The sequence below is a fragment of the Flavobacterium aerium genome, assembly GCF_030766725.1.
Lineage (GTDB): Bacteria > Bacteroidota > Bacteroidia > Flavobacteriales > Flavobacteriaceae > Flavobacterium > Flavobacterium aerium.
In genome coordinates, this window is record NZ_JARQWR010000001.1 from 257,580 (window position 1) to 277,703 (window position 20,124).

At 35.4% G+C, this 20,124-nt stretch carries 17 protein-coding genes; 1 reads left to right on the forward strand and 16 read right to left on the reverse strand.

The annotated features are described in order from the left end of the window. Positions 1–3: 3 nt before the first annotated feature. The 16 genes from P6733_RS01245 to P6733_RS01320 form a co-directional block, all read right to left on the reverse strand. Positions 4–1,761, reverse strand: coding sequence for a peptidase associated/transthyretin-like domain-containing protein (locus tag P6733_RS01245; protein ID WP_306349759.1), 1,758 nt, complete (start codon positions 1,759–1,761; stop codon positions 4–6). 12 nt (positions 1,762–1,773) lie between these two features. Further along, positions 1,774–2,757: a FecR family protein gene (locus P6733_RS01250; protein WP_306349760.1), complete on the reverse strand. Its 984-nt coding sequence runs from the start codon at positions 2,755–2,757 to the stop codon at positions 1,774–1,776. Further along, a complete protein-coding gene (locus P6733_RS01255; protein WP_306349761.1) occupies positions 2,754–3,335 on the reverse strand; it encodes an RNA polymerase sigma-70 factor in 582 nt (193 codons plus the stop codon). Before P6733_RS01255 ends, P6733_RS01250 begins: the two co-directional genes overlap by 4 nt. Before the next feature lie 61 nt (positions 3,336–3,396). Then, positions 3,397–3,561: a hypothetical protein gene (locus P6733_RS01260; RefSeq protein ID WP_306349762.1), complete on the reverse strand. Its 165-nt coding sequence runs from the start codon at positions 3,559–3,561 to the stop codon at positions 3,397–3,399. Between the two features lie 32 nt (positions 3,562–3,593). Continuing rightward, the gene (locus P6733_RS01265) at positions 3,594–4,637 is read right to left on the reverse strand and encodes a sterol desaturase family protein (protein WP_306349763.1); all 1,044 of its coding nucleotides are present in this window, start codon (positions 4,635–4,637) and stop codon (positions 3,594–3,596) included. A gap of 20 nt (positions 4,638–4,657) precedes the next feature. Then, entirely contained in the window at positions 4,658–5,338 is a 681-nt protein-coding gene (locus P6733_RS01270) for a DUF6134 family protein (RefSeq protein ID WP_306349764.1), read from the reverse strand. 215 nt (positions 5,339–5,553) lie between these two features. Then, entirely contained in the window at positions 5,554–6,156 is a 603-nt protein-coding gene (locus P6733_RS01275; protein WP_306349765.1) for a TetR/AcrR family transcriptional regulator, read from the reverse strand. Positions 6,157–6,176: 20 nt separating this feature from the next. After that, a complete protein-coding gene (locus tag P6733_RS01280) occupies positions 6,177–6,929 on the reverse strand; it encodes an SDR family oxidoreductase (RefSeq protein ID WP_306349766.1) in 753 nt (250 codons plus the stop codon). 177 nt (positions 6,930–7,106) lie between these two features. Further along, positions 7,107–8,222: a calcium:cation antiporter gene (locus tag P6733_RS01285; protein ID WP_306349767.1), complete on the reverse strand. Its 1,116-nt coding sequence runs from the start codon at positions 8,220–8,222 to the stop codon at positions 7,107–7,109. A gap of 224 nt (positions 8,223–8,446) precedes the next feature. After that, entirely contained in the window at positions 8,447–9,148 is a 702-nt protein-coding gene (locus P6733_RS01290) for an outer membrane beta-barrel protein (protein ID WP_306349768.1), read from the reverse strand. 19 nt (positions 9,149–9,167) lie between these two features. Continuing rightward, entirely contained in the window at positions 9,168–10,463 is a 1,296-nt protein-coding gene (locus P6733_RS01295) for a TolC family protein (RefSeq protein ID WP_306349769.1), read from the reverse strand. 8 nt (positions 10,464–10,471) lie between these two features. After that, positions 10,472–13,579, reverse strand: coding sequence for an efflux RND transporter permease subunit (locus P6733_RS01300; protein ID WP_306349770.1), 3,108 nt, complete (start codon positions 13,577–13,579; stop codon positions 10,472–10,474). Positions 13,580–13,603: 24 nt separating this feature from the next. Further along, complete coding sequence (locus P6733_RS01305; protein WP_306349771.1) at positions 13,604–14,731, reverse strand: efflux RND transporter periplasmic adaptor subunit; 1,128 nt, start codon at positions 14,729–14,731, stop codon at positions 13,604–13,606. 318 nt (positions 14,732–15,049) lie between these two features. Next, positions 15,050–17,740, reverse strand: a complete 2,691-nt coding sequence (gene mgtA, locus P6733_RS01310; RefSeq protein WP_306349772.1) for a magnesium-translocating P-type ATPase — start codon at positions 17,738–17,740, stop codon at positions 15,050–15,052. Between the two features lie 20 nt (positions 17,741–17,760). Beyond that, positions 17,761–18,477 carry an MgtC/SapB family protein gene (locus tag P6733_RS01315; RefSeq protein WP_306349773.1) on the reverse strand — a complete coding sequence of 239 codons (717 nt, stop codon included), beginning with the start codon at positions 18,475–18,477 and terminating at the stop codon, positions 17,761–17,763. After that, complete coding sequence (locus P6733_RS01320; protein WP_306349774.1) at positions 18,461–18,688, reverse strand: hypothetical protein; 228 nt, start codon at positions 18,686–18,688, stop codon at positions 18,461–18,463. Before P6733_RS01320 ends, P6733_RS01315 begins: the two co-directional genes overlap by 17 nt. A gap of 466 nt (positions 18,689–19,154) precedes the next feature. Between P6733_RS01320 and P6733_RS01325 the strand changes: the two genes are divergently transcribed. Next, positions 19,155–20,114: a protein-glutamine glutaminase gene (locus P6733_RS01325; RefSeq protein WP_306349775.1), complete on the forward strand. Its 960-nt coding sequence runs from the start codon at positions 19,155–19,157 to the stop codon at positions 20,112–20,114. Positions 20,115–20,124 lie beyond the last annotated feature (10 nt).

A 20,124-nucleotide genomic window follows, 5' to 3' on the forward strand; every position in this document is an offset into this window, starting at 1 on the left:
AAATTAGAATAATGTAAGTCCAAAGCTCCATCCTACCCATCCTAATACACCACGATCTTTTATGACATTAGAACGTTCAGTTCGATTTTGAACAAATGTTGAGGTATTGGTGTCCGGTACGTTTTTGTCAATCCTTTCAGCAGTATAAATATTGAAAGAAGGTCCCGCAGATAATGCGATTCCTCTGGTTAGACGAAAAGTTAAAGGAGAATCAAATTTTCTTAGAAAATTCAAATTTTCCCAATTTCCCAAATAAAGATATTGAATACTGATTTCTGGATTATAAGAAAGTCGTCGGCTCAATTGGATGTTTTTACCAAGCCCAATACCAAAAGAAGTAAGTTTCTCCTCATTCTCCCGTTCGCTTCTTCCCGCCATTAAAATGGTATAGAGTTTATTATCCCCTGTTTTTATAGAGAAATTCACATCAGAAATTTCATTTCTCGTAACGGTGAATTTTTTATAACCACCTTTCTTGAAGTTCAATAAACCAAAACTATAACCAGATGTAGAACCTGTGATATTAACCAATCCTACTTGTATTCCATGTAGATCTTTAGCATAATTGAAAAGTCCCGCAATTTGAGCACCACGTACTTTTCCGTTTCCGGTATTATAACCAAAGGCAATTTGTAATCCATTTTGAGAACCATTTACCGTATTGTGAATACCAGCGATTTGAATCCCTTTCGAATCCTTTCGGACATTATTATAAAGTCCACTAACCTGAATTCCAATTTGTGATCCTTTCACACTATTGTGAATCCCACTCATTTGGATACCTTTCAAGTCACCAAAAACATTATTGTATATACCAGCCAATTGTACTCCTTTGACAGAACCTCCTACTGTATTGAATACTCCCGCAATTTGTAAAGCTTCAACATTCATTCGGTTTATGTTATAAAGACCCGCAATTTCAAGACCGCGTACACCACCATTATATCCTCCTAATAAGTTCAAAGAGAAATTATTTACAATCTGAGTATTCATCATTCCTCGGGTACTAATACTTGGAATTAAAGAAGCCTGTACGGGTGCTTTGGCAATAAAACCGCCAAGGTTAAGCGACTGGATTTTTTGTCTGGAAGAAATAAAGAATCGACCCACTCCCGTTCGTTCAATTTCTGAGAAATCACCCGTAACATAATCCAAGATTGTTTTTTTTGATCCAATCTGAATAGTAATCTCAGAAAGGAACATGGTCGTGATGTTCTTGTAATTTTCCTTGGCAACGGTGAGTTCAATAGGCTGATTTATATTTTTTAGGCGTAATTCAAAAAAACCATCTTTATCCGTGAGTGTCGATTGTAAAGCATTTTTCTCATAGACACTGGCATTCTCGATAGGTTTGCTTGTAAGAACATCCGTAATATAACCACTTACAATATGATATTCGCCTACCACACTGTTCTTTTCTAAGGCAAGAGCTAGTTCTAGTGGAGCATATCGGAGGATAATAAAATCTTTGGATTCCTTACATTCATAGCGATTGCTTAATAACCGATCTATTACTTCTTTAACGGTAGATCGATCAGCATGAATACTGATAATACTATCCTTAGGGACAATTTTACTGTAATAGGAAAACCGGAATTTTCCCTTTTCCTCCATTAAATCCAGAATAGTACCCAAAGGTTTATGATCGGCATGTATGGACATTTCAGTAGCAAGAATAGACTGTGCATGAGCACTAGAAAAAGTGCCTGAAATAACCATAAAAAGAAGCCATGCAAAAATAAATTTTGAGCGGATCTGCATATAAAAATAAAATTATTCTAATAGAATTTGATTGCCCTTACGTTCAATCTTAATCATGAATGTTTCTCGGATTACTTCTAAAACCTGATCAAGTGACTGATCCTTAAATACTGTTGTAATTGGTTTCTCCTGTAAAGCCGTTTTTTTAATAACGATATTGACATTATAAATCTCATTAAGCGCATCAACTAATTCTTGTAAAGGTGTTTGATCACAAACCAATTCTTTGTTGCGGTAATAATTGTACAGCTGACCTTTACTAACACTTTTTAATAATTTTTGATGTTGATCGGCAATGACTACTTTTTCACCACGCCTTAACTCTACCTGATCATTATTTTTGCTGACCTCTACAATTCCAGTTTCAACATCCACAGTCGTTTTTCCATTCTTATTTTTTACATTGAAGGAAGTTCCTACTACACGTACCGTTACATCATTAATCTGGATGATGAAAGGTTTAGTTTTATCTGGGGAAACAGTGAAGAAAGCTTCACCTTCCAAAGTAACTGGTCGTGTATCACCTTTAAATTTACGCGTATACGACAATAAAGAATTTTTATTTAAAGTAATTGTTGTGCCATCCGGCAAAGTATCATTTAAAGTAGTGTTTGTTGCATGTAACTGAATTAAAGTGTTAGCCGATTTATTTTCAAAATAAGAATAACTAAGCCATCCTAAGGAGCAAATCAATAGGATAGAAGCAGCAATACGGAACCATTGAGTAGATGATTTTTTAAGGGTGTGAACAGGAACCTCTTTTTCATGAATCCGATGTTGTAATCTTTTCCAGGCAGCATCCTCATCAATAGTGATATTATCTAAAGCAATTTGAAGACTGTCATCCCATATTTTCTTATACTCATTGTAGTATTTCAAGTTTTTTTCATCAGCATCAAGCCAATGTTCCACTGTTGCACTCTCATCTGCATCAGTTTCGCCAACTAGGTATTTCACTAGTAAATCATCGTTCATATTCATATTGTTGTGGCTCATTGTCTTCGGATTAAATATAATAACAATAAAAGAAAAGGAAGGTATTCTACCAGTTTTGACCGCAACACTTTTAAGGCTTTCCCCATTTGATTTTCAACCGTTTTAATCGAGATGTTCAGATGATCGGCAATTTGTTGGTATTTAAGCTGTTCATAGCGGCTCATCTGAAATATGGTTCGACACTGCTGTGGCAGCTCGTTAATCGCTTTCTGGATATTATTTTCCAATTCAGAAGCGATCATTTCATTTGACGCATCTGAGTTTGACGATTCCATATGATCTGAATATTGTAGTTGAAAAGAAGACTTCACTTTTAAGTGTTTGAGGTGATTTAGACTTTCATTATGAACTGCCCTGTAGAGGTATGCTTTTAATGAATCATCAATTTGTAACTGGTCCCTTTTTTCCCAAATCCGAAAAAATACATTTTGTACAATCTCTTCTGCAATGTCATCGTTTTTCATAAAAGTATAAGCAAAAGCATGAAGGTTCTTAAAATACATTTTAAAAACCTTTTCAAAGGCAGCTTCGTTTCCGTTACGAATAAAATTAATATGGTCGTTATTGCAATACTCCACTTATACGATTTGACATTCAATCAAAGATAGATACTTTTTATATTTAATGTGATTTTTTTGATTAATTGTAAGATTGATTAGGTTGATGATGAATCATATTATGATTCGTCAATAACTGAATAAAAGCATCAATAGAAGTATCCATGTCAAGATCAGTGTTTAAACTAAATTCATAACAATGAATAATACAGCTATGATCGGAAAAATAGGTGAATGACAAGCCCATATCAGTACCTTCCGTAATAACAATTTCATTACCTATTGCTTCGACATGATTATCTTCTCGGCTAAAATATTCGAAAAGTTGCTGTTGAAATTGCTTGTGCTTTTTTTGATTGGTTCGCATGATTTTATTGTTTTAGTGGAATTAATAGTTGCTTTTTTTAATTTGTTTTTAGCAATTGAATCAGGACTGGCAAAAATGTAATAGAATTTTTGCTGAAAGCTATCTGCTTTTTTGACGTCAGTAATAATGTCCTGAAATTCATGAATATTAAGGTATAGTGGATTGAGTTTACTTTTTAATGGGCTAGTAATACCATAGCGAGGTTTTTCTTCTTCATACTGGAATGATCCAAATAAATGATCCCAAATCATAAAAGTTGCTCCGAAGTTTTTATCCAGATATTTCTCCTGACTTCCATGATGAACACGATGATTAGATGGTGTGCCAAACCATTTTTCGATAAAAGGATGTAATTTCCCAATAGCTTCCGTATGAACCCAAAATTGGTATAATACACTCAATTGATTTGCAATGAAAAATATTGCGGGATGAAAACCAGCGAAAATCAAGGGAACGAAAAAAACTATTTTGGCATATTGGAACCAACTTTGTCTAAAACTTACGGTAAGATTATAATGATCGGCAGAATGATGTACAACATGAGTTGCCCAGAAAAAACGACAATAATGCGAAATACGATGTGTCCAATACGAACTAAAATCGTAGAGAATAAAACAAGGAATTAAGCTTAGCCAACTGAATTCCATACGATAAGGCAATAGATTGTAAATCCATACTACAGCATACAATAACCCAGTTTTCATCAAAAGGTTGACCGTTAGATTCCCTAAACCGATGAGTATAGAACCCATAGTTTCTTTCTTGTCATATTCTTTTCTTTCTAAGAAATAGAAAACAACAAATTCAATGACGGTGAAGATTAATACAATTGGTAAGGCATAAACAATTAAGTTAGGTGCACTTTTTTCTATTTCATGGATTCTTTCCATTGCGATCGGTTCCGATCCAAAGATGGATAGTTTGGAAAGCAGACTACTAAAGATTTTTATATGCATGAGAATAAATTTTATGATTATTATGCGATTTGAATATTAATGGTAAAGAGAGAATGATGCAATTCGACTTTTTGACATACACCATTCAGAAAATGATAATCATTGTAGTTTCCATCCGGTAATACAATGCGATAAGAATGATTATCTGTTTTTTTGATGGTTAGGAATTGTTGGAAACTATCCGAATAAACCTGATCTTCACCTATAGGTTCCTTGCTATAAAGAAGCATCAGGTTATAATCAATATATTGCTCCTTAATCTGTCCTTTTTTGTTTTCAGACAAAGTCTTATAATTTGAATCCACCAACTGAGTAGTCTTATTGGCTTTTTCTTTTCCATTCACATGGCGCTTTACATAGGAAGATTGGAGTTTTCCATTCTTAAAATAAGAACCTTCTTCTGTTTTTACATTTATCCCAAAAATTAATCGTGTTTTAACCTCCGAAGAAATCTTCAGAAATACCTCATCATTATTTGTCTTTTGATAAAATTGCATTTGACCTATAATGTTGCCATTGCGGAGGACATTATAATTGACTGTTTTTTCCTGTGCTTGTAATGAAATTGTAAGAAGGAAGAATAATACAGCGATTTTAATCTTACCACTCATTAAAGATGAGCGATGGTTCTCGAGTACAGTAGCAGTATATTTTTTCAATAACCAAAATAGTAATGCAGCAGTGATAATAATTCGTATCATAAGGCAATTTGAGATTAAGAGTTCATTAATTGTACTGTTGTTATAGTAGTAATACAATTGAATCACACTTTACCCCTACGTCATTTCTTATTTTTTTTAAAAAATAATTATGAGAAATGAAAAATCCCTTATTTTAAAGGGATTTAGAAAGAAAATTTAATGCAAAAAAAACACCCTTTAGATCAGAGTGTTTTTATATATAGGAGTTTATTACGTTATAATATTGAAATCGTAAGGCAAACAATATCATTGAGTTTTGCTCGATCAATGTCCGTTTTAGCGGTAACACGTAAGCCTGAAATAGCATTGATTAAAAAGAGTGCAATTTTACGCGGATCATGGACTGTTGATATAGTTCCCATTTTTTGACCCTTTTCTATAGCCATACAAAATGCCTCTTCCATATCTTGTGTATTCCGGTTTATAATTGCTGTTATTTCGGGATCTACTTGCGATAATTCCATAGTAGCATTGACCATGAAACAACCCTTATTACATTTTTGATCGATACTTTCATCGAGGATCATTTGAAAAATCTGATGAATTGCCTTTTTTGCATCCTCCGTTTGTTCTATAATCTCGATAAATGGATTCCCCATTTTAGATTTATAGCGCTTTAAAGCTGCTACAAAAAGAGTATGTTTATCACCAAAGGTATCGTACAAACTAGAGCGACTTATCCCGAGACAATCAACAATATCCTGAGCAGAAGTGCCCTGATATCCTTTTTGCCAAAATAAATCGACGGCTTTATCTAAAACCTCATCTTTGTCAAATGCCTTTGTTCTTGCCATAACCGAAGTAACTTTATGTATCATACAAAGTTACAGCTTTTAGATTAAAATACGCTGTTAATACTTAAACCACCATCCACAACAAACTCAGAACCTGTTATGAATTGAGCAGAATCATGGGCTAAGAATAAAACTAATTTTGCAACTTCTTCTGGTGTTCCAAAACGTTTTAATGGTATACGATTACTCATCGCCGATTTGAATTCGTCTATACCTGCTTCATCCATTTCTAGTTTTCCAAATATTGGTGTTGCTATAGGACCAGGGCTAACCGTATTTACGCGGATTTTTCGTGGAGCCAATTCCATTGATGCAACTTTCGTCAATGAATTAAGAGCGGCCTTACTAGCAGAATATACGGATGAATTAGCCATACCGATTGTTCCATTAATAGACGATAATAAAATTACCGAAGCACCATCATTTAAGATGGGAATAAATTTACTTAAAGTGAAATAAGCTCCTTTGAAATTGATATTCATAATATCATCATAATGCTCTTCCGTTGCATTTTCTATGGGAATAAAGGCACCAATTCCTGCGTTGATGAATAGCACATCAACTTTACCCTGCGTATTCTTTACCTCAGCAACAAGTTGATCAATATCAGCCAATTTTCCTTGATCGGCTACAATAGCAGTCGCATTCAACTCTTTGGCCGCTTTCTCTATAGCCTCTTTTTTTCGGCCAGTGATAATAACTTTTCCACCTTCTGCAACCGCCTGTTGTGCAGTAGAATATCCTATACCACTATTACCTCCAGTAATTACAATTACTTTGTCTTTTAATGTTGTCATAATTTATTAATTTTTATATTGGAATGATTGTTCCGTAAAGATATATAAAACGGAACGATTGTTCCAAATAAAAAATAAACTATTTCTTGAACATTGAAAGAAAGCGTGATTTGTACAAAAAAATAAGCCCTTCGATACAACAGTAAGAAGGGCTTTATGCATTAATATAATGAGTTTTTAAGGAACAATAGTAGTAAAGAGGTAAGTTGCAAAAAGGACTAATAATACAATTCCTTGCTGAATATTTGTTTTTCCTGAATTTAAAGCAGAATAGACAGTGAATAAAGATAAAACCAATAGAAGCATTGATTTGGCATCAATTCCTAAAGTAACTTTTAGTCCAGTCATATAAGAAACAGCTGCTACAGCTGGAATAGTAAGGCCAATACTAGCTAAAGCAGAACCCAAAGCAAGATTAAGACTCGTTTGTAATCGATTATTTTGTGCAGCTCGTAAGGCAGCAACTCCTTCAGGAAGAAGAATTACAAGGGCAATAATAATACCCACTAAACTTTTTGGTGCGCCCAGATCCATCACGATAGTTTCAATAGTAGGAGAGAGTTTTTTAGATAATAATACCACCACCACTAAAGCAACGATTAATAATATAGAACTAGCAATTGTAGTAGAGGTACTCGGTGGACTAGCATGTTCTTCTTCGGTAATGACTTTGTTAGGATCTTTTTTAGGAAGAAAATAATCCCTGTGCTTGATAGTTTGTACAGAGATGAAACCAATATAAAGAATTAAACATATGATAGCGACAAAAATAAGTTGACTATCAGAATAAATATTTCCTTCAACGGTAGTCGTGAAATTAGGAAGAACCAAGGTCAAAATGGCAATAGAAACTAACGTAATTAATGCAGCGCTAACTCCTTCTTGCGTGAAGGCTTGTTCTTTAAATTTTCGCCCACCAGCCCATAAACAAATACCAATAATTCCAGTAAGTATAATCATTATGGCAGCAAAAACAGTATCTCGAGCTAAAGTAGAAGGCTCATTATTTCCTTCGGAAATCATAAGAGAGACAATAAGTGAAACCTCAATAACAGTAATGGCCAATGCTAGAATAATTGTTCCAAAAGGTTCTCCCACTTTATGAGCAATTACCTCAGCATGATGGACAGCAGATAATACGGAAGCAATAAGAATAGCGCCCAGTACGCCGGCAAACCAGCCAGACTCTGAACCACTGAATATAAATAAAAGGACAGCTACTATAGGAAATAGAACTGTCCATAAGGGTAAGTCAATTTTTAATTTTTTAGAGAGAAAGTTGTTGTATTCCATAATTTTTATCGGGTGTTTATAGCGTAACAAATTTGATCACAATTAAAAATAAGATAATTATTTTCCAATTTGAAAGGTATACTATTCATAATTAGCAAGTAATATAATGAATTTTTTCAGAATAACCCATAAAAAGGCTTTAAGAAAACGTTACGACCGATGATCAATTAATCTTAAAAATCAGGAATACAACAATGAAAATGAACGATTAAAAACCCAAATAACTATTTTCCAAAGGTATACCCAAGAGAAAATGAAAGCGATTGATTCCTTATTTTAGTTTGAGGAGTAACAGTGCCATTCTCATCAATAGAATTGGCATTTTCAATAATATTTACAAAACCACGTTGAAAACGTACGCCTACATTTAAACCAAATGGGAACTCATACTCTAGACCAGCAACTGCACCAAAGTCCATTTTTTGAGCATAATTAGAAGGCTGTTCCGGAGTTCCGAAAAAAGAAGAATCCTTATATAAATTCCCGTTTTCATCTTTTCGTTGAATACTCGCGTTAGAAACAAAACTAATATACGGCCCCGCATACAATTGAATCCCTTTGTACTGAAAAGTAGGGCTAATAGGCATCAATGTAAATGTATTAATGACCAATTTACTTTTGTACGTCTCACCCTGATCATCCTTTAAGGAAACAATCCCACCTTGACGGTAAAATAATAAATCATGCTTCAACCAGAAATGAGTACTCAATTCAGAATTAAGCGTAAGTCCTACATGAAAACTTTTTAAACTAGTAGCATCACCGCCATTCGATAGACGGGAAAGATCACGACCTTTTAATTGTGCAGCAGTATAGCCTGCTTTAATACCCCAATGTGTTCTACCACTGGTATAAGCATCATTTTGTGCGAAAGTTGCAGTAGTATAAAACCAACTTACAACAATCAATATCATTATATTTTTCATATCAATTAAGTGTAAAATTCTAAAGATTTATATCCCAAATACCAACAGATTTTTCCAATTCAACTAAAGCTGCAGCCAGCGTATAGCGGGTCGTGTGATAAGTTAACTGAACCTCATTATAGGTGCGTTGTGCATTAAGTACTTCCAATAATGAAGAAGCACCACGTTGATAGCTATATATTTTTCCATCAAAAACCTTTTTAGCCTCATTCAATAAACCTGCATTAAACTGTTCCACCTGTTTTTGTGCAGCGGTATAATTATAATAAGCCTGTTTTACTTCCGATTGAATTTGGAGTATGGCCTGTTTATAAATCAATTCATTTTGTTGTACGCTATATTCCGCTTGTTTCAATTCTCCCTTAGAATTATTCGAAAACTTTAATGGAATTGTAATACCACCACCTACTGTAGTAAAAGATGGAGTAGGAGCAACATGATTGTATTGAACAGTAGTACCACTTACACCAACTGAAAGGCCTAAATCCATCACTCGATTTGCTTTGGTCAATTGAAGTTGACTTTGTGCCAATTTTGTATTCGTTAAAGTAGCTTGTAAATCCGAACGATTGTTTAAAGCCGTTTCCATTAATTCCTCTAATTTAAATTGGCGATCAAAAGTGGAAAGATCTCCTTTTGGAAACCATAATGAATCTGTTTTTTCGGTACGAAATTGCATGGCCAAATTCTCCAATGCACTTTTCCAATCCGCTTCATTCTGATAGACATCATTTAATAATGTACCTGCTTCCAGTTTACTTTGACGCAAATCAATCTCCATGATTGTTCCCAATTTGAAACGAATACTATCCGAATGATTCAATGCTTTCATTGTTTGGTATGAGTTGAGGTTGACATCCAATAGATTCTTTTGCTTAATAGCTTCCAGATAAGAAATGGTAGCATGAGCACGAAGCTTGTTAAAATAATCCGCAAGTAAGAGTTGGGACAATTCTGTTTCGGTACGGGCAACGGCAATTCGAGCTTGGCGTTTACCTCCTAATTCCAACGTCCAGCTAATGCTACTTCCATAATTATAACCCAATGCCATACGCTGTTGACCATTGTTTCCACCCTCAAGAGCTAATTCAGGATCAGGCATGATTTTGGCCACGAGAATACCCGCTTCAGCAATATTTACATTGTACTTTTCTGCGGCGTACTCTAGATTATTATCCATTACTTTATTCAGAAATTCAGAATAAGGTAGAGCTGGACCTTTTGCAACAGGGTCAATTTGTGCCCAAGAATGGGTTCCGATGATACAGAAGAGTACCATCAGAACTTGTTTTTTATAGTGTTTTAATACTGTCATGATAAATCTTAATGAGTTGTAATAGTTTCGTTCTCTGGAGCATCATTCTTACCCCATTTGGATTCAATGATGTAATACAAAGCAGGTAATACATAGAGTGTGATTAACGTAGCGAAAAGCAAACCGTACACAATTACAGTAGCCAATGGACGCTGTACATCACTACCAATCCCTGTGGCTAAAGAAGCAGGAAGTAAACCTAATATGGCTACTGTTGCAGTCATTAATACTGGACGAAATCGTTGCTTAGTTCCTTCAATAACAGCCTCTTTTAAAATCAGTCCTTTTTTTCGTAAATCATTGATATGAGAAATCATAATCACACCATTCTGAATGGCTACCCCAAAAAGAGCAATGAATCCAACAGCAGCAGAAACATTTAAGGTCATACCACGAACATTTAAAGCAAGCATTCCGCCAAATAAAGCCAATGGCACAACACCCATGAGTAAAGCTGCCTGTCTGAATTTTCCAAAAGCACCATACAACATCAAGAACATTAACGCCAAGGCTAAAGGAACAATAACAGCCAATCGAGCATAAGCGCGATTTTGATTTTCAAACTGACCACCCCATACAATTTTATAATCCTCATGATTGTATTGTACAGTAGATTCAATTTTTTCCTGCGCTTCTTTTAAGAGCGATCCCAAATCACGATTACGAACATTTAGTTTTACGGTAAGATGACGCTTGTTCATTTCTCGTGTAATTGTACTCTCACCCGTACTCAATTCGATATCGGCAATTTGTGAAAGTGGAATTTTAGCTCCCGAGGCAGAGGTCAACATGAGATTGCCAATTTTTTCGGGTGTATCACGACTGATTTCCGAATAGCGAGCAATAATATCATAGACTTTATTACCGATGAAAATTTGTGATATAGCTTTTCCTCCTATAGCAACTTCAATCAACTCGGAAACATCCGAAACATTCAATCCATATTGGGCAATCTTTTCCCGATCGGCATGGATTTGTAGTTGTGGTAATGGAGGTTCTTGATCGATGGCCAAATCGACAGCACCATTGACAGACTCTAATGTTTTTTGAATTTGTTCTGCAATTCGGCGAATTTCTTTAAAATCATTTCCATATACCTTAACAACCAGTTCACTATGTGCTCCCGATATTTTATCCATAACTCCATCAATCATCGGTTGGGAGAATCCCACAGTATAACCAGGCATGGTAGCATATTCTGCTTCTAATTCTTTAATCAAATCGGCTTTTGTTTTGCCGCGAGGCCAATCTTTATACGGTTTAATTCCAACAGAAACTTCAAAGTGCGAAGCTGTCCAAGGATCGGTACCATCATCGTTTCGTCCCGCTTGAACCATGATGTAAGTAACCTCATCATATTTCATCGTACGAGCACGTAACGTGTCGCTCATCTCTTTCGATTTTTCTACCGATATACCCGGAGGTAATTGTACTTGTAACCAGATCGAACCTTCGTCCAATGGCGGTAAGAAATCTTTACCCACGGTAATTGTTAAAGCAGTTGCCATGACCAATACAACAGCAAGCGGTAGAAAAACCTGTTTCGGGCGTGCAATTATTTTTTGAATACGATTGTGATAAACATGACCTAATTTTTCTAACCATCGGTTATGGTACATTTTCTGCGGTTTACGATACACTACATATGCTAGGCCAGGAATTAGTAATAAGGCAGCGGCTAAAGCACCCAATAATGCGTAACCAACGGTAAACGCCATAGGAGTAAACAATTTTTTTTCAACACGCTCAAAGGCAAAAAGTGGGATGTAAGCAATAATAATAATCAGAGTAGCAAAGAAGATGGGACGAGCAACTTTATAAGCACGTGTTGCAATATCATCTTCCTCCAAGGACTCATCAGGATGATCTTCCCGTTTCCTCAATATTGTTTCCATCATTACAATAGCACCATCGACAATAATTCCGAAATCAATAGCACCAAGTGAAAGAAGATTCGCTGGAATATTCGTAAGATGCATTAATATAAAAGCAATCAATAACGACAACGGAATAGTAATCGCGACCAATAAAGCTCCACGCCAACTTCCTAAGAAAATTATAAGAACAATGATTACCAAAGCCATCCCTTCGAGTAAGGTATGCGATACGGTATTCAATGTAGTGTCTACAAGATCAGTGCGATCCAAGAAAGTATGAATTTTGACATCTTTCGGTAACGTTTTAGTATTTAATTCATCCACCGCTTGATTGATGCCTGCTAATACATCCGATGGGTTTTCTCCTTTTAATAGTAAAACAATCCCCTCAATACTTTGAGAATAATTACGCTGTTTGTCAGAATAACCCAAGACACCTTTACGTTCTAAATTTCCGTAGCGCAATGTTCCCACATCCGTTAAAAAGATAGGAACTCCTTTTTCAGATTTAATGACAATTTTACCCAAATCTTCCAGATCTTTTACTAAACCGATACCACGAACAACGTAGCCTAAATCACCACGATTTAGAACACTTCCTCCTGCATTAGAATTGTTTTTTTCAAGTGCATCAGTTACTTCAGAAAGCGTAAGATTATATTGATTTAATTTGGCAGGATCAACTTCGATTTGGAATTGTGTTGTAATCCCTCCAAAGTTGGTAATATCAGCTACTCCCGATACTTCTTTGATGCGAGGAATGATTACGAAGTTTTGTAAATCCGTTAAGGCACGCAAGTCATGACCATTACTTTCAATAATATAACGGTAGATTTCTCCGATAGGAGAAGTTAATGGATCCAATCCGGGTGCAGCACCATAGGGTAATTCCAGTTCGTTCAATCGTTCTTGAATCCGCATACGCCCCCAGTAATCCTCTACACCATCCTTGAAAACGATAGTAATCATTGATAAACCAAACGTACTTTTGCTACGCATAACATGCATACCTGGAATCCCATTTAAAGCACGCTCAATCGGGATAGTAATTTGTTGTTCTACTTCCTCGGCCGCTAGTCCCGGTACTTGAGTAACTACCTGTGAGGTTACATCGGCAATATCAGGATAAGCTTCGATTGAAAGATGTTGCCACGAATAATACCCAAATACACTGAGCAAGGCAAATAGTGCAACCAAGAGCCAACGCTTTTGGATTGCGATATGAATTAATTTTTTCATGTTGATTCGGTTTTTGAAAGATGATTATTTTGCCTCTAGTAGGAATATTCCGCCTTCACTGACAATAATTTCGCCCGGTTTTAATCCTGATTTGACCACAATTCGACCTTTGTTTTTATCACCAACTTCAATTTTTCGGCGGGTGTAACTATTCGGTTGAGTCTGTACAAATACAAAGGCATCATCATTGAATTGCAATACTGCTTTTTCGGGGATTAGAATTGTATTTTCTGGAGTGTCAATAAAACGAACATTGACAAACATACCCGGTTTTAAATCTTTGTTTTTATTCTCACATTCAATAATGATTTCAACACTACGAGTACTTTCATCCACAATCTCATTCACATGATATACTTTTCCTTTAATGGCTTGCTCGGGTAAAGCGGCAATTTTTACTTCCACCTCATCCAATTCATGGATAAAGCGAATGTCTTTTTCTTTCACTTGTCCTATAATCCAAACTTTACTCAATTCCGCTACAATAGCAATAGGAGAAGAATCATCTTTTTGATATTGACCAATTACAATATTGTTACTAACGATTTCACCTTTTATGGGAGAACGAACAAGAAGAGGTTGCCCCAAATGGGATTTGGACGGATCAATATTAAAAACATGGAGAGCAGCATCAGCATTTGAGAAAGCCGATTTTTTAGTTTGATAATTAGTTTCAGATTCTTCTAATTCCTGTTTGATTCCCACGCCATTTTTAAATAAATCTTGTTGTCTTTTCCAATTCAATTCAGCCTGTTTGTATTCCTGTTTGGCATCAAAATATTCTTTTTGTGCATTAAAATAATCTGGAGAACTCATTTCAAATATGGGAGAACCCGGTTGAACCACTTGGCCTAATCGCACAAATGATTTTAAAATACGTCCCGAAAATGGCGGAGCAATCTCAGCATAATTATTTGGTATTGTTTTTACAGTTCCTGTTGAGGTCATTTCCATTCGAAATGATTCTTCGGCTACAGTATATGTTTTTAATTTACTCAGTAAATTAGACTTTGGAGGTAATGAAATCACATGATCTTTAATAGTATAATTTACAGTAGGAATATCATCAACATGCTTCTTGCAAGAGAAGATGAATAAGGTCAGGATAGACAGCCCTATTCTTTGTAGTACGATTGTAATCTTCGTTTTCATGTTTTTTTGGGATTAAGTTTTTTTTTTTGAGTTTTTAAAATTTGTATGGACTTCCTAAAGCCCATTTGGAGAAGAAGAATAGTGTTTTATTAGTGGCACAAAAGTAAAACAGCCCTAGTAATAGGGCTGTTAGAGATGTTTTAGAAAATTATTAGAAAATTATTAGAACGTAAAAAGACTAATCCTCACACTCCCTAGGATAAGGCAAATGTTTTACCTGTTGATGAATATTAAAGTGGGTAAGCAATCCTTCTATAGCAAATAGAAGAATTACTAGAAATAGGATTGCAAGAATCCAATGGAATTGAGATTTGTTTTTTAAAGCCATTGATCAAATTTTTTAATAAACCATGTTTTAACAAACTGAGTTAGCAAACAATATCCTACCAGAATACCAAGTAACCAAGGAAAATAGCTGAGCGGTAAGGGTTGCAGGTTAATCGTATGCGCAAAAGGAGTAAATGGAATTGCCAATCCAATCAACATAATCAAGGAAGTTAATGCAACTACAGGCGCGGTGGCCCAACTCTGTATGAAAGGAATCTTTCGAGTACGAATCATGTGCACAATCAATGTTTGGGATAATAATCCTTCAACAAACCACCCTGTTTGAAATAGACTCTGATGCTCAGGTGTATTTGCTTTGAAAACAAAGAACATGACCGCGAATGTGGCATAATCAAAAATAGAGCTGATTGGACCTATAAAAATCATAAAACGACTGATGCCACTGGGATTCCATTTTTGTGGTTTTTCCAAAAAGTCCGCATCCATCTTATCCCAAGGAATTGAAATCTGTGAGATATCATACAATAGATTTTGAATCAATAGATGAATAGGCAGCATCGGTAAAAAAGGCAAGAATACACTAGCTCCTAGCATACTAAACATATTACCAAAATTACTGCTTGTCGTCATTTTGATGTATTTGATGATATTACCAAAGGTTCGACGACCATAAATCACGCCTTTACGGAGTACCATTAAATCTTTTTCCAATAAAATAATATCGGCACTTTCTTTCGCAATATCAACCGCTGTATCAACCGATATTCCTACATCGGCATTGCGGAGTGCCGGAGCATCATTTATCCCATCACCCATAAAACCTACGGTGTGATCCTGTGCTTGAAGTAAGGTTACAATTCTGGATTTCTGTACAGGGCTTAATTTTGCAAAAATACTAGTGTTGGCTAATCGCAAACTTAATTCAACATCACCCATACGTTCGATATCATTACCCAAGAGCACATGTTCGAAGGGAATACCTACATCACGACAGATTTTCTTGGTTACAATGTCATTATCCCCAGTGAGAACTTTTACGGTAATGCCTAACTTTTGTAATCCTTCAATTGCCGGTTTGGCAGAAGGCTTTGCTGGATCGAGGAAACCAATGAATCCTGTAAGGACCATTTTGCTTTCATCTGCAACGCTATAATTGGCCGAACGATTGTCATATTCTTTGATGGCTACCAATAAAACCCGTAATCCATCCTCATTCAATTTACGGGAAGTATTCAACACAGTAGCTCGCATGGCTTCATCCATAGGGACAATCACATCCTTCTCAATATGAATTTGAGCATTATCACCGGGATAAAAAGCATGAGAACATAAATCGAGCATTTCTTCAACAGCTCCCTTACAGATTAATAATTGTTTTCCATTTTTTTGTTCGAGAATCACACTCATACGACGGCGTTGGAAATCAAAAGGAATTTCATCGACCTTTCTATAATCCTCTTCTACTTTGAGGTAGTCATGTAATTCGATATGCTCCAATACGGCAACATCCAATAAGTTTTTTAAACCCGTTTGATGAAAACTATTAAAATACGCCCATTTTAGGACCTCATCATCTTCATGCCCCAATACATTTAAATGGCGTTCCAAGATGATTTTATCCATGGTAAGCGTACCCGTTTTGTCGGTACAAAGAATGTCCATAGCCCCAATGTTTTGAATAGCATTGAGACGTTTTACAATTACTTTGCGTTTGCTCATGTTCTTGGCTCCTTTGGCAAGGTTTGCCGTAACAATCATCGGTAACATTTCAGGAGTTAATCCCACTGCGATGGCAATGGCAAATAATAATGCTTCAAACCAATCTCCTTTGGTAAATCCGTTAATTAAAAACACTAAAGGAACCATGACCAACATAAAACGAATTAATAACCAACTCACTTTATTTACGCCTTTATCAAAACTGGTTTCGGTACGTTTTCCACTGATGGCTTTTCCAATAGAACCTAAATAGGTTAGATTCCCTGTAGTCACTGCAATCGCTGTGGCAGTTCCGCTTACAACATTTGTACCCATAAAACAGAGGTTTTCCAGTTCCAAAGGCGATTTTGTTTCTGCATCTAGAATCTCATATTCTCTTTTTTCTAACGGCAATGATTCTCCAGTAAGAATTGCTTGGCTCACAAATAAATCTTTCGATTGAATGATGCGAATATCAGCTGGAATCATATCCCCTGCGCTGAGGTATATAATGTCACCAGGAACAATTTCTTTAATATCAATCTCATGTTTTCCTCTGATTCTGCGCAATACGGTAGCAGTGGTTTTAACCATGTTTTTCAATTCATCCGCAGCGCGATTACTACTGTATTCCTGCCAAAAACGAAGAAACGAACTTAGGATAATCATAATCCCCACCACAATTACTGTTTTGTAATCTTTCTCACCCGGATCTGCCAATACAATATCCATGATAATAGAAATTATTACTAAAGCAATCAGAACGGCAATAAAGGGATTGACAAAAGCAGTAAACAATTGTTTGTACCAGGTAGGTGCCTTTTCATGTTGAATTTCGTTATAACCGAATTTTTTTATCTTTTCTTCGGCAGTGTTTGGGCTGAGCCCTTTATCACTGCTTTCCAGAAAAGCATAAAACAAATCACTTTTTGCTTTGGAAACACTACGAAGTTTAGTCGTAGCGATATCGTCAAAACCAGAGATTGTTTTGGCTTGCATTTGTTTTAGAGATTTAGTCATCATACTGTGTCGGGGGTTAAAACTTATAATTCTGATTCTTGTCCTATGAATTCCCAGCTTACTTTGGTTACATCTTGTTCTATCGTAAGACGGCTTACCATTTGTTCCATTAAGTAATCTTGAGCACCTACCGCAATAATTTCGGCTACAATAAGTGTATTATTTGTAGTGTCATTATCACTACTAGAAAGTGCGCGTAATAATATTTTATCTTGATTTCCCAGTTGTTGCATGAGTAGTACTCGGATGTGATTCTCCACATTATCTTTACAGTTAATGATTATTCTATATAGAGTAGAGGCATTTTCATTTTTTGGTGAAAATGAAATTTTATTCAATTGTGCTCCTAATGGACGTAGTGCTACATGGGCTATGATGACACAAAAAGCAGTCATGGAGGCTTCTGCAAAAAGACCAATGCCTACTAATGAACCTACAGCAGCAGAACACCAAATGGTGGCAGCAGTATTCAGTCCTTGCACACTCAAACCGTCTTTCATGATGACACCTGCTCCTAAAAAACCAATGCCAGAGACAATTTGTGCCGCTACTCGGCTTGGATCTCCTGTTGCACCTGATACGGAAACAGACAATAGTATAAAGGTGGCCGATCCTACAGAAACCAGTGTGTTTGTGCGTAATCCAGCACTCTTTTGGCGCCATTGTCGCTCTATGCCAATAGCAAGTCCCAAGGCAAAGGCAAGCGCCAGACGAATTGCAAATTCATAGATTGTCAACATAGCTCATAGTATTTAAAGATTGATGGTGTAATATGGATTCTTGAGTTTCGTGAATTTCTTTTTTTGATGTATATAATGCATATTCTTCTCCGCCAATTGCGATATAAGGCATTGTTTCAGCCCCTAATTCTGTATCGTAATACTCTGGAATAAAGTTTATTTGCTGTTTTTTCTTTTGAAAAAAGAAGATAAATGGATGGATTAATTTCATGACGAATGGGATTGATTCACTGATGAACCACCCAAATCGTGTTCGTTACAGTGAAGTGTTATTAATTATTTTGAGACTGACGTCCATATTGTTTTTATTTTGTGGTGCAAATGTAAAACAGCCTAGTAGAATAGGCTGTTAGAGATCTTTTAGAAAATTATTAGAAAATTATTAGAGTAGGAAGGTGTAGAATTTAAACGCAGTAAGATGGGCTGTTTTGACAGAAGTTAGAATTGAATTTCATCATCGTTTTATTTTTTATTTTAAGGTATAATTTTTGAAAATGGATTGACAAGCGTAAAGTTTAGTTCTGTAAGAATATTACCGATCAATTTTCTTTATGAAAATATTGTTTGATTTGATGTTAAAATAATGATGATATTTAGTTAAAATGTAAATTTTTATACATATTTTTATGATTATAATATGAAATGTTTTTATTGAAAATTAACCAAATCTATATCCAATGAAAAAATTACTTTTTGTACCTATGTTATTTATGATGTTATTCTTGTCGAACTCTTGTTCAGAAAAGGATAACGAAAAATTAAATTCAGATCCATCCGATGGAGCTAAAATTGAAATGTCAGAGTATTCGACAACAATTCCCGTAAGTATTGATAAAACAGAAAAGCAAGCCAAAGTAGCCTTCATTTTGTCAGCGCAGTTTTATACTATTGAGTTGTCAAATGAAAATAAAGCGACTATTGAATTAATTGAAAATGCTATACAAGAAGAATATCCTGTACATATCTATTTGAAAAAAGGAACAAATGAGATTTTGAAAGTTACTAAGGCTTCTGATGCTGAGTTAAAACATTTTAAAACAATATATACAAAAGAAGTAGGTGAGATCGATGAGAAAGCTGCAAAGTTATTAAATGTTATTCCCAGTCAAGCAGTATTAAATAGTTTATTTACAAGCATTAAAAATCAATCTTGTGGAGTTGCTACCAATTCTTGTATTTCTTTTCGATATGCAGTGGATGGATGTTATGCAAGAGCACATAAAATGAAACAAATTTTAGAAGATGCCGGATATAGTTGTAAAAAGCAATTTGTATATGGGAATTTAAAAGCTTCAACGGGAACATGTTGTGTTTCGTGGAATTACCACGTGGCGGTTTTAGTGAGTTTTAAAAATGCTTCTGGTGTTAAAGAAACGAGAATTATTGATCCTTCATTATTCTCGAATGGAGCAGTAACAGAGCAAGAATGGAGAAATGCTTGTATTAATCAATCTTGTGGAAGTGCATCTATAACAACCTTTGCTAATGCTCCAAGTAATGTTTTTTATAGAAACTCAAATGGTAAAGGAGTTATATATGATAAAAATTATGCAAAAACAGATTGTGTATTAAATGTTTTTAAAGATTATGTTGCGTGTGCATTACCAGCTCCTTCTATAGGTGTTTGTGGTCTTTAATAAACAAGGA

Excerpts from the sequence above, each read along its gene's own strand:
- P6733_RS01265 (WP_306349763.1), bottom strand. The coding sequence starts at position 4,637 with ATGCATATAAAAATCTTTAGTAGTCTGCTTTCCAAACTATCCATCTTT.
- P6733_RS01260 (WP_306349762.1), bottom strand. The coding sequence starts at position 3,561 with ATGGGCTTGTCATTCACCTATTTTTCCGATCATAGCTGTATTATTCAT.
- P6733_RS01275 (WP_306349765.1), bottom strand. The coding sequence starts at position 6,156 with ATGATACATAAAGTTACTTCGGTTATGGCAAGAACAAAGGCATTTGAC.
- P6733_RS01270 (WP_306349764.1), bottom strand. The coding sequence starts at position 5,338 with ATGATACGAATTATTATCACTGCTGCATTACTATTTTGGTTATTGAAA.
- P6733_RS01280 (WP_306349766.1), bottom strand. The coding sequence starts at position 6,929 with ATGACAACATTAAAAGACAAAGTAATTGTAATTACTGGAGGTAATAGT.
- P6733_RS01245 (WP_306349759.1), bottom strand. The coding sequence starts at position 1,761 with ATGCAGATCCGCTCAAAATTTATTTTTGCATGGCTTCTTTTTATGGTT.
- P6733_RS01250 (WP_306349760.1), bottom strand. The coding sequence starts at position 2,757 with ATGAGCCACAACAATATGAATATGAACGATGATTTACTAGTGAAATAC.
- P6733_RS01300 (WP_306349770.1), bottom strand. The coding sequence starts at position 13,579 with ATGAAAAAATTAATTCATATCGCAATCCAAAAGCGTTGGCTCTTGGTT.
- P6733_RS01295 (WP_306349769.1), bottom strand. The coding sequence starts at position 10,463 with ATGACAGTATTAAAACACTATAAAAAACAAGTTCTGATGGTACTCTTC.
- P6733_RS01315 (WP_306349773.1), bottom strand. The coding sequence starts at position 18,477 with ATGTTGACAATCTATGAATTTGCAATTCGTCTGGCGCTTGCCTTTGCC.
- mgtA (WP_306349772.1), bottom strand. The coding sequence starts at position 17,740 with ATGATGACTAAATCTCTAAAACAAATGCAAGCCAAAACAATCTCTGGT.
- P6733_RS01290 (WP_306349768.1), bottom strand. The coding sequence starts at position 9,148 with ATGAAAAATATAATGATATTGATTGTTGTAAGTTGGTTTTATACTACT.
- P6733_RS01320 (WP_306349774.1), bottom strand. The coding sequence starts at position 18,688 with ATGAAATTAATCCATCCATTTATCTTCTTTTTTCAAAAGAAAAAACAG.
- P6733_RS01285 (WP_306349767.1), bottom strand. The coding sequence starts at position 8,222 with ATGGAATACAACAACTTTCTCTCTAAAAAATTAAAAATTGACTTACCC.
- P6733_RS01305 (WP_306349771.1), bottom strand. The coding sequence starts at position 14,731 with ATGAAAACGAAGATTACAATCGTACTACAAAGAATAGGGCTGTCTATC.
- P6733_RS01325 (WP_306349775.1), top strand. The coding sequence starts at position 19,155 with ATGAAAAAATTACTTTTTGTACCTATGTTATTTATGATGTTATTCTTG.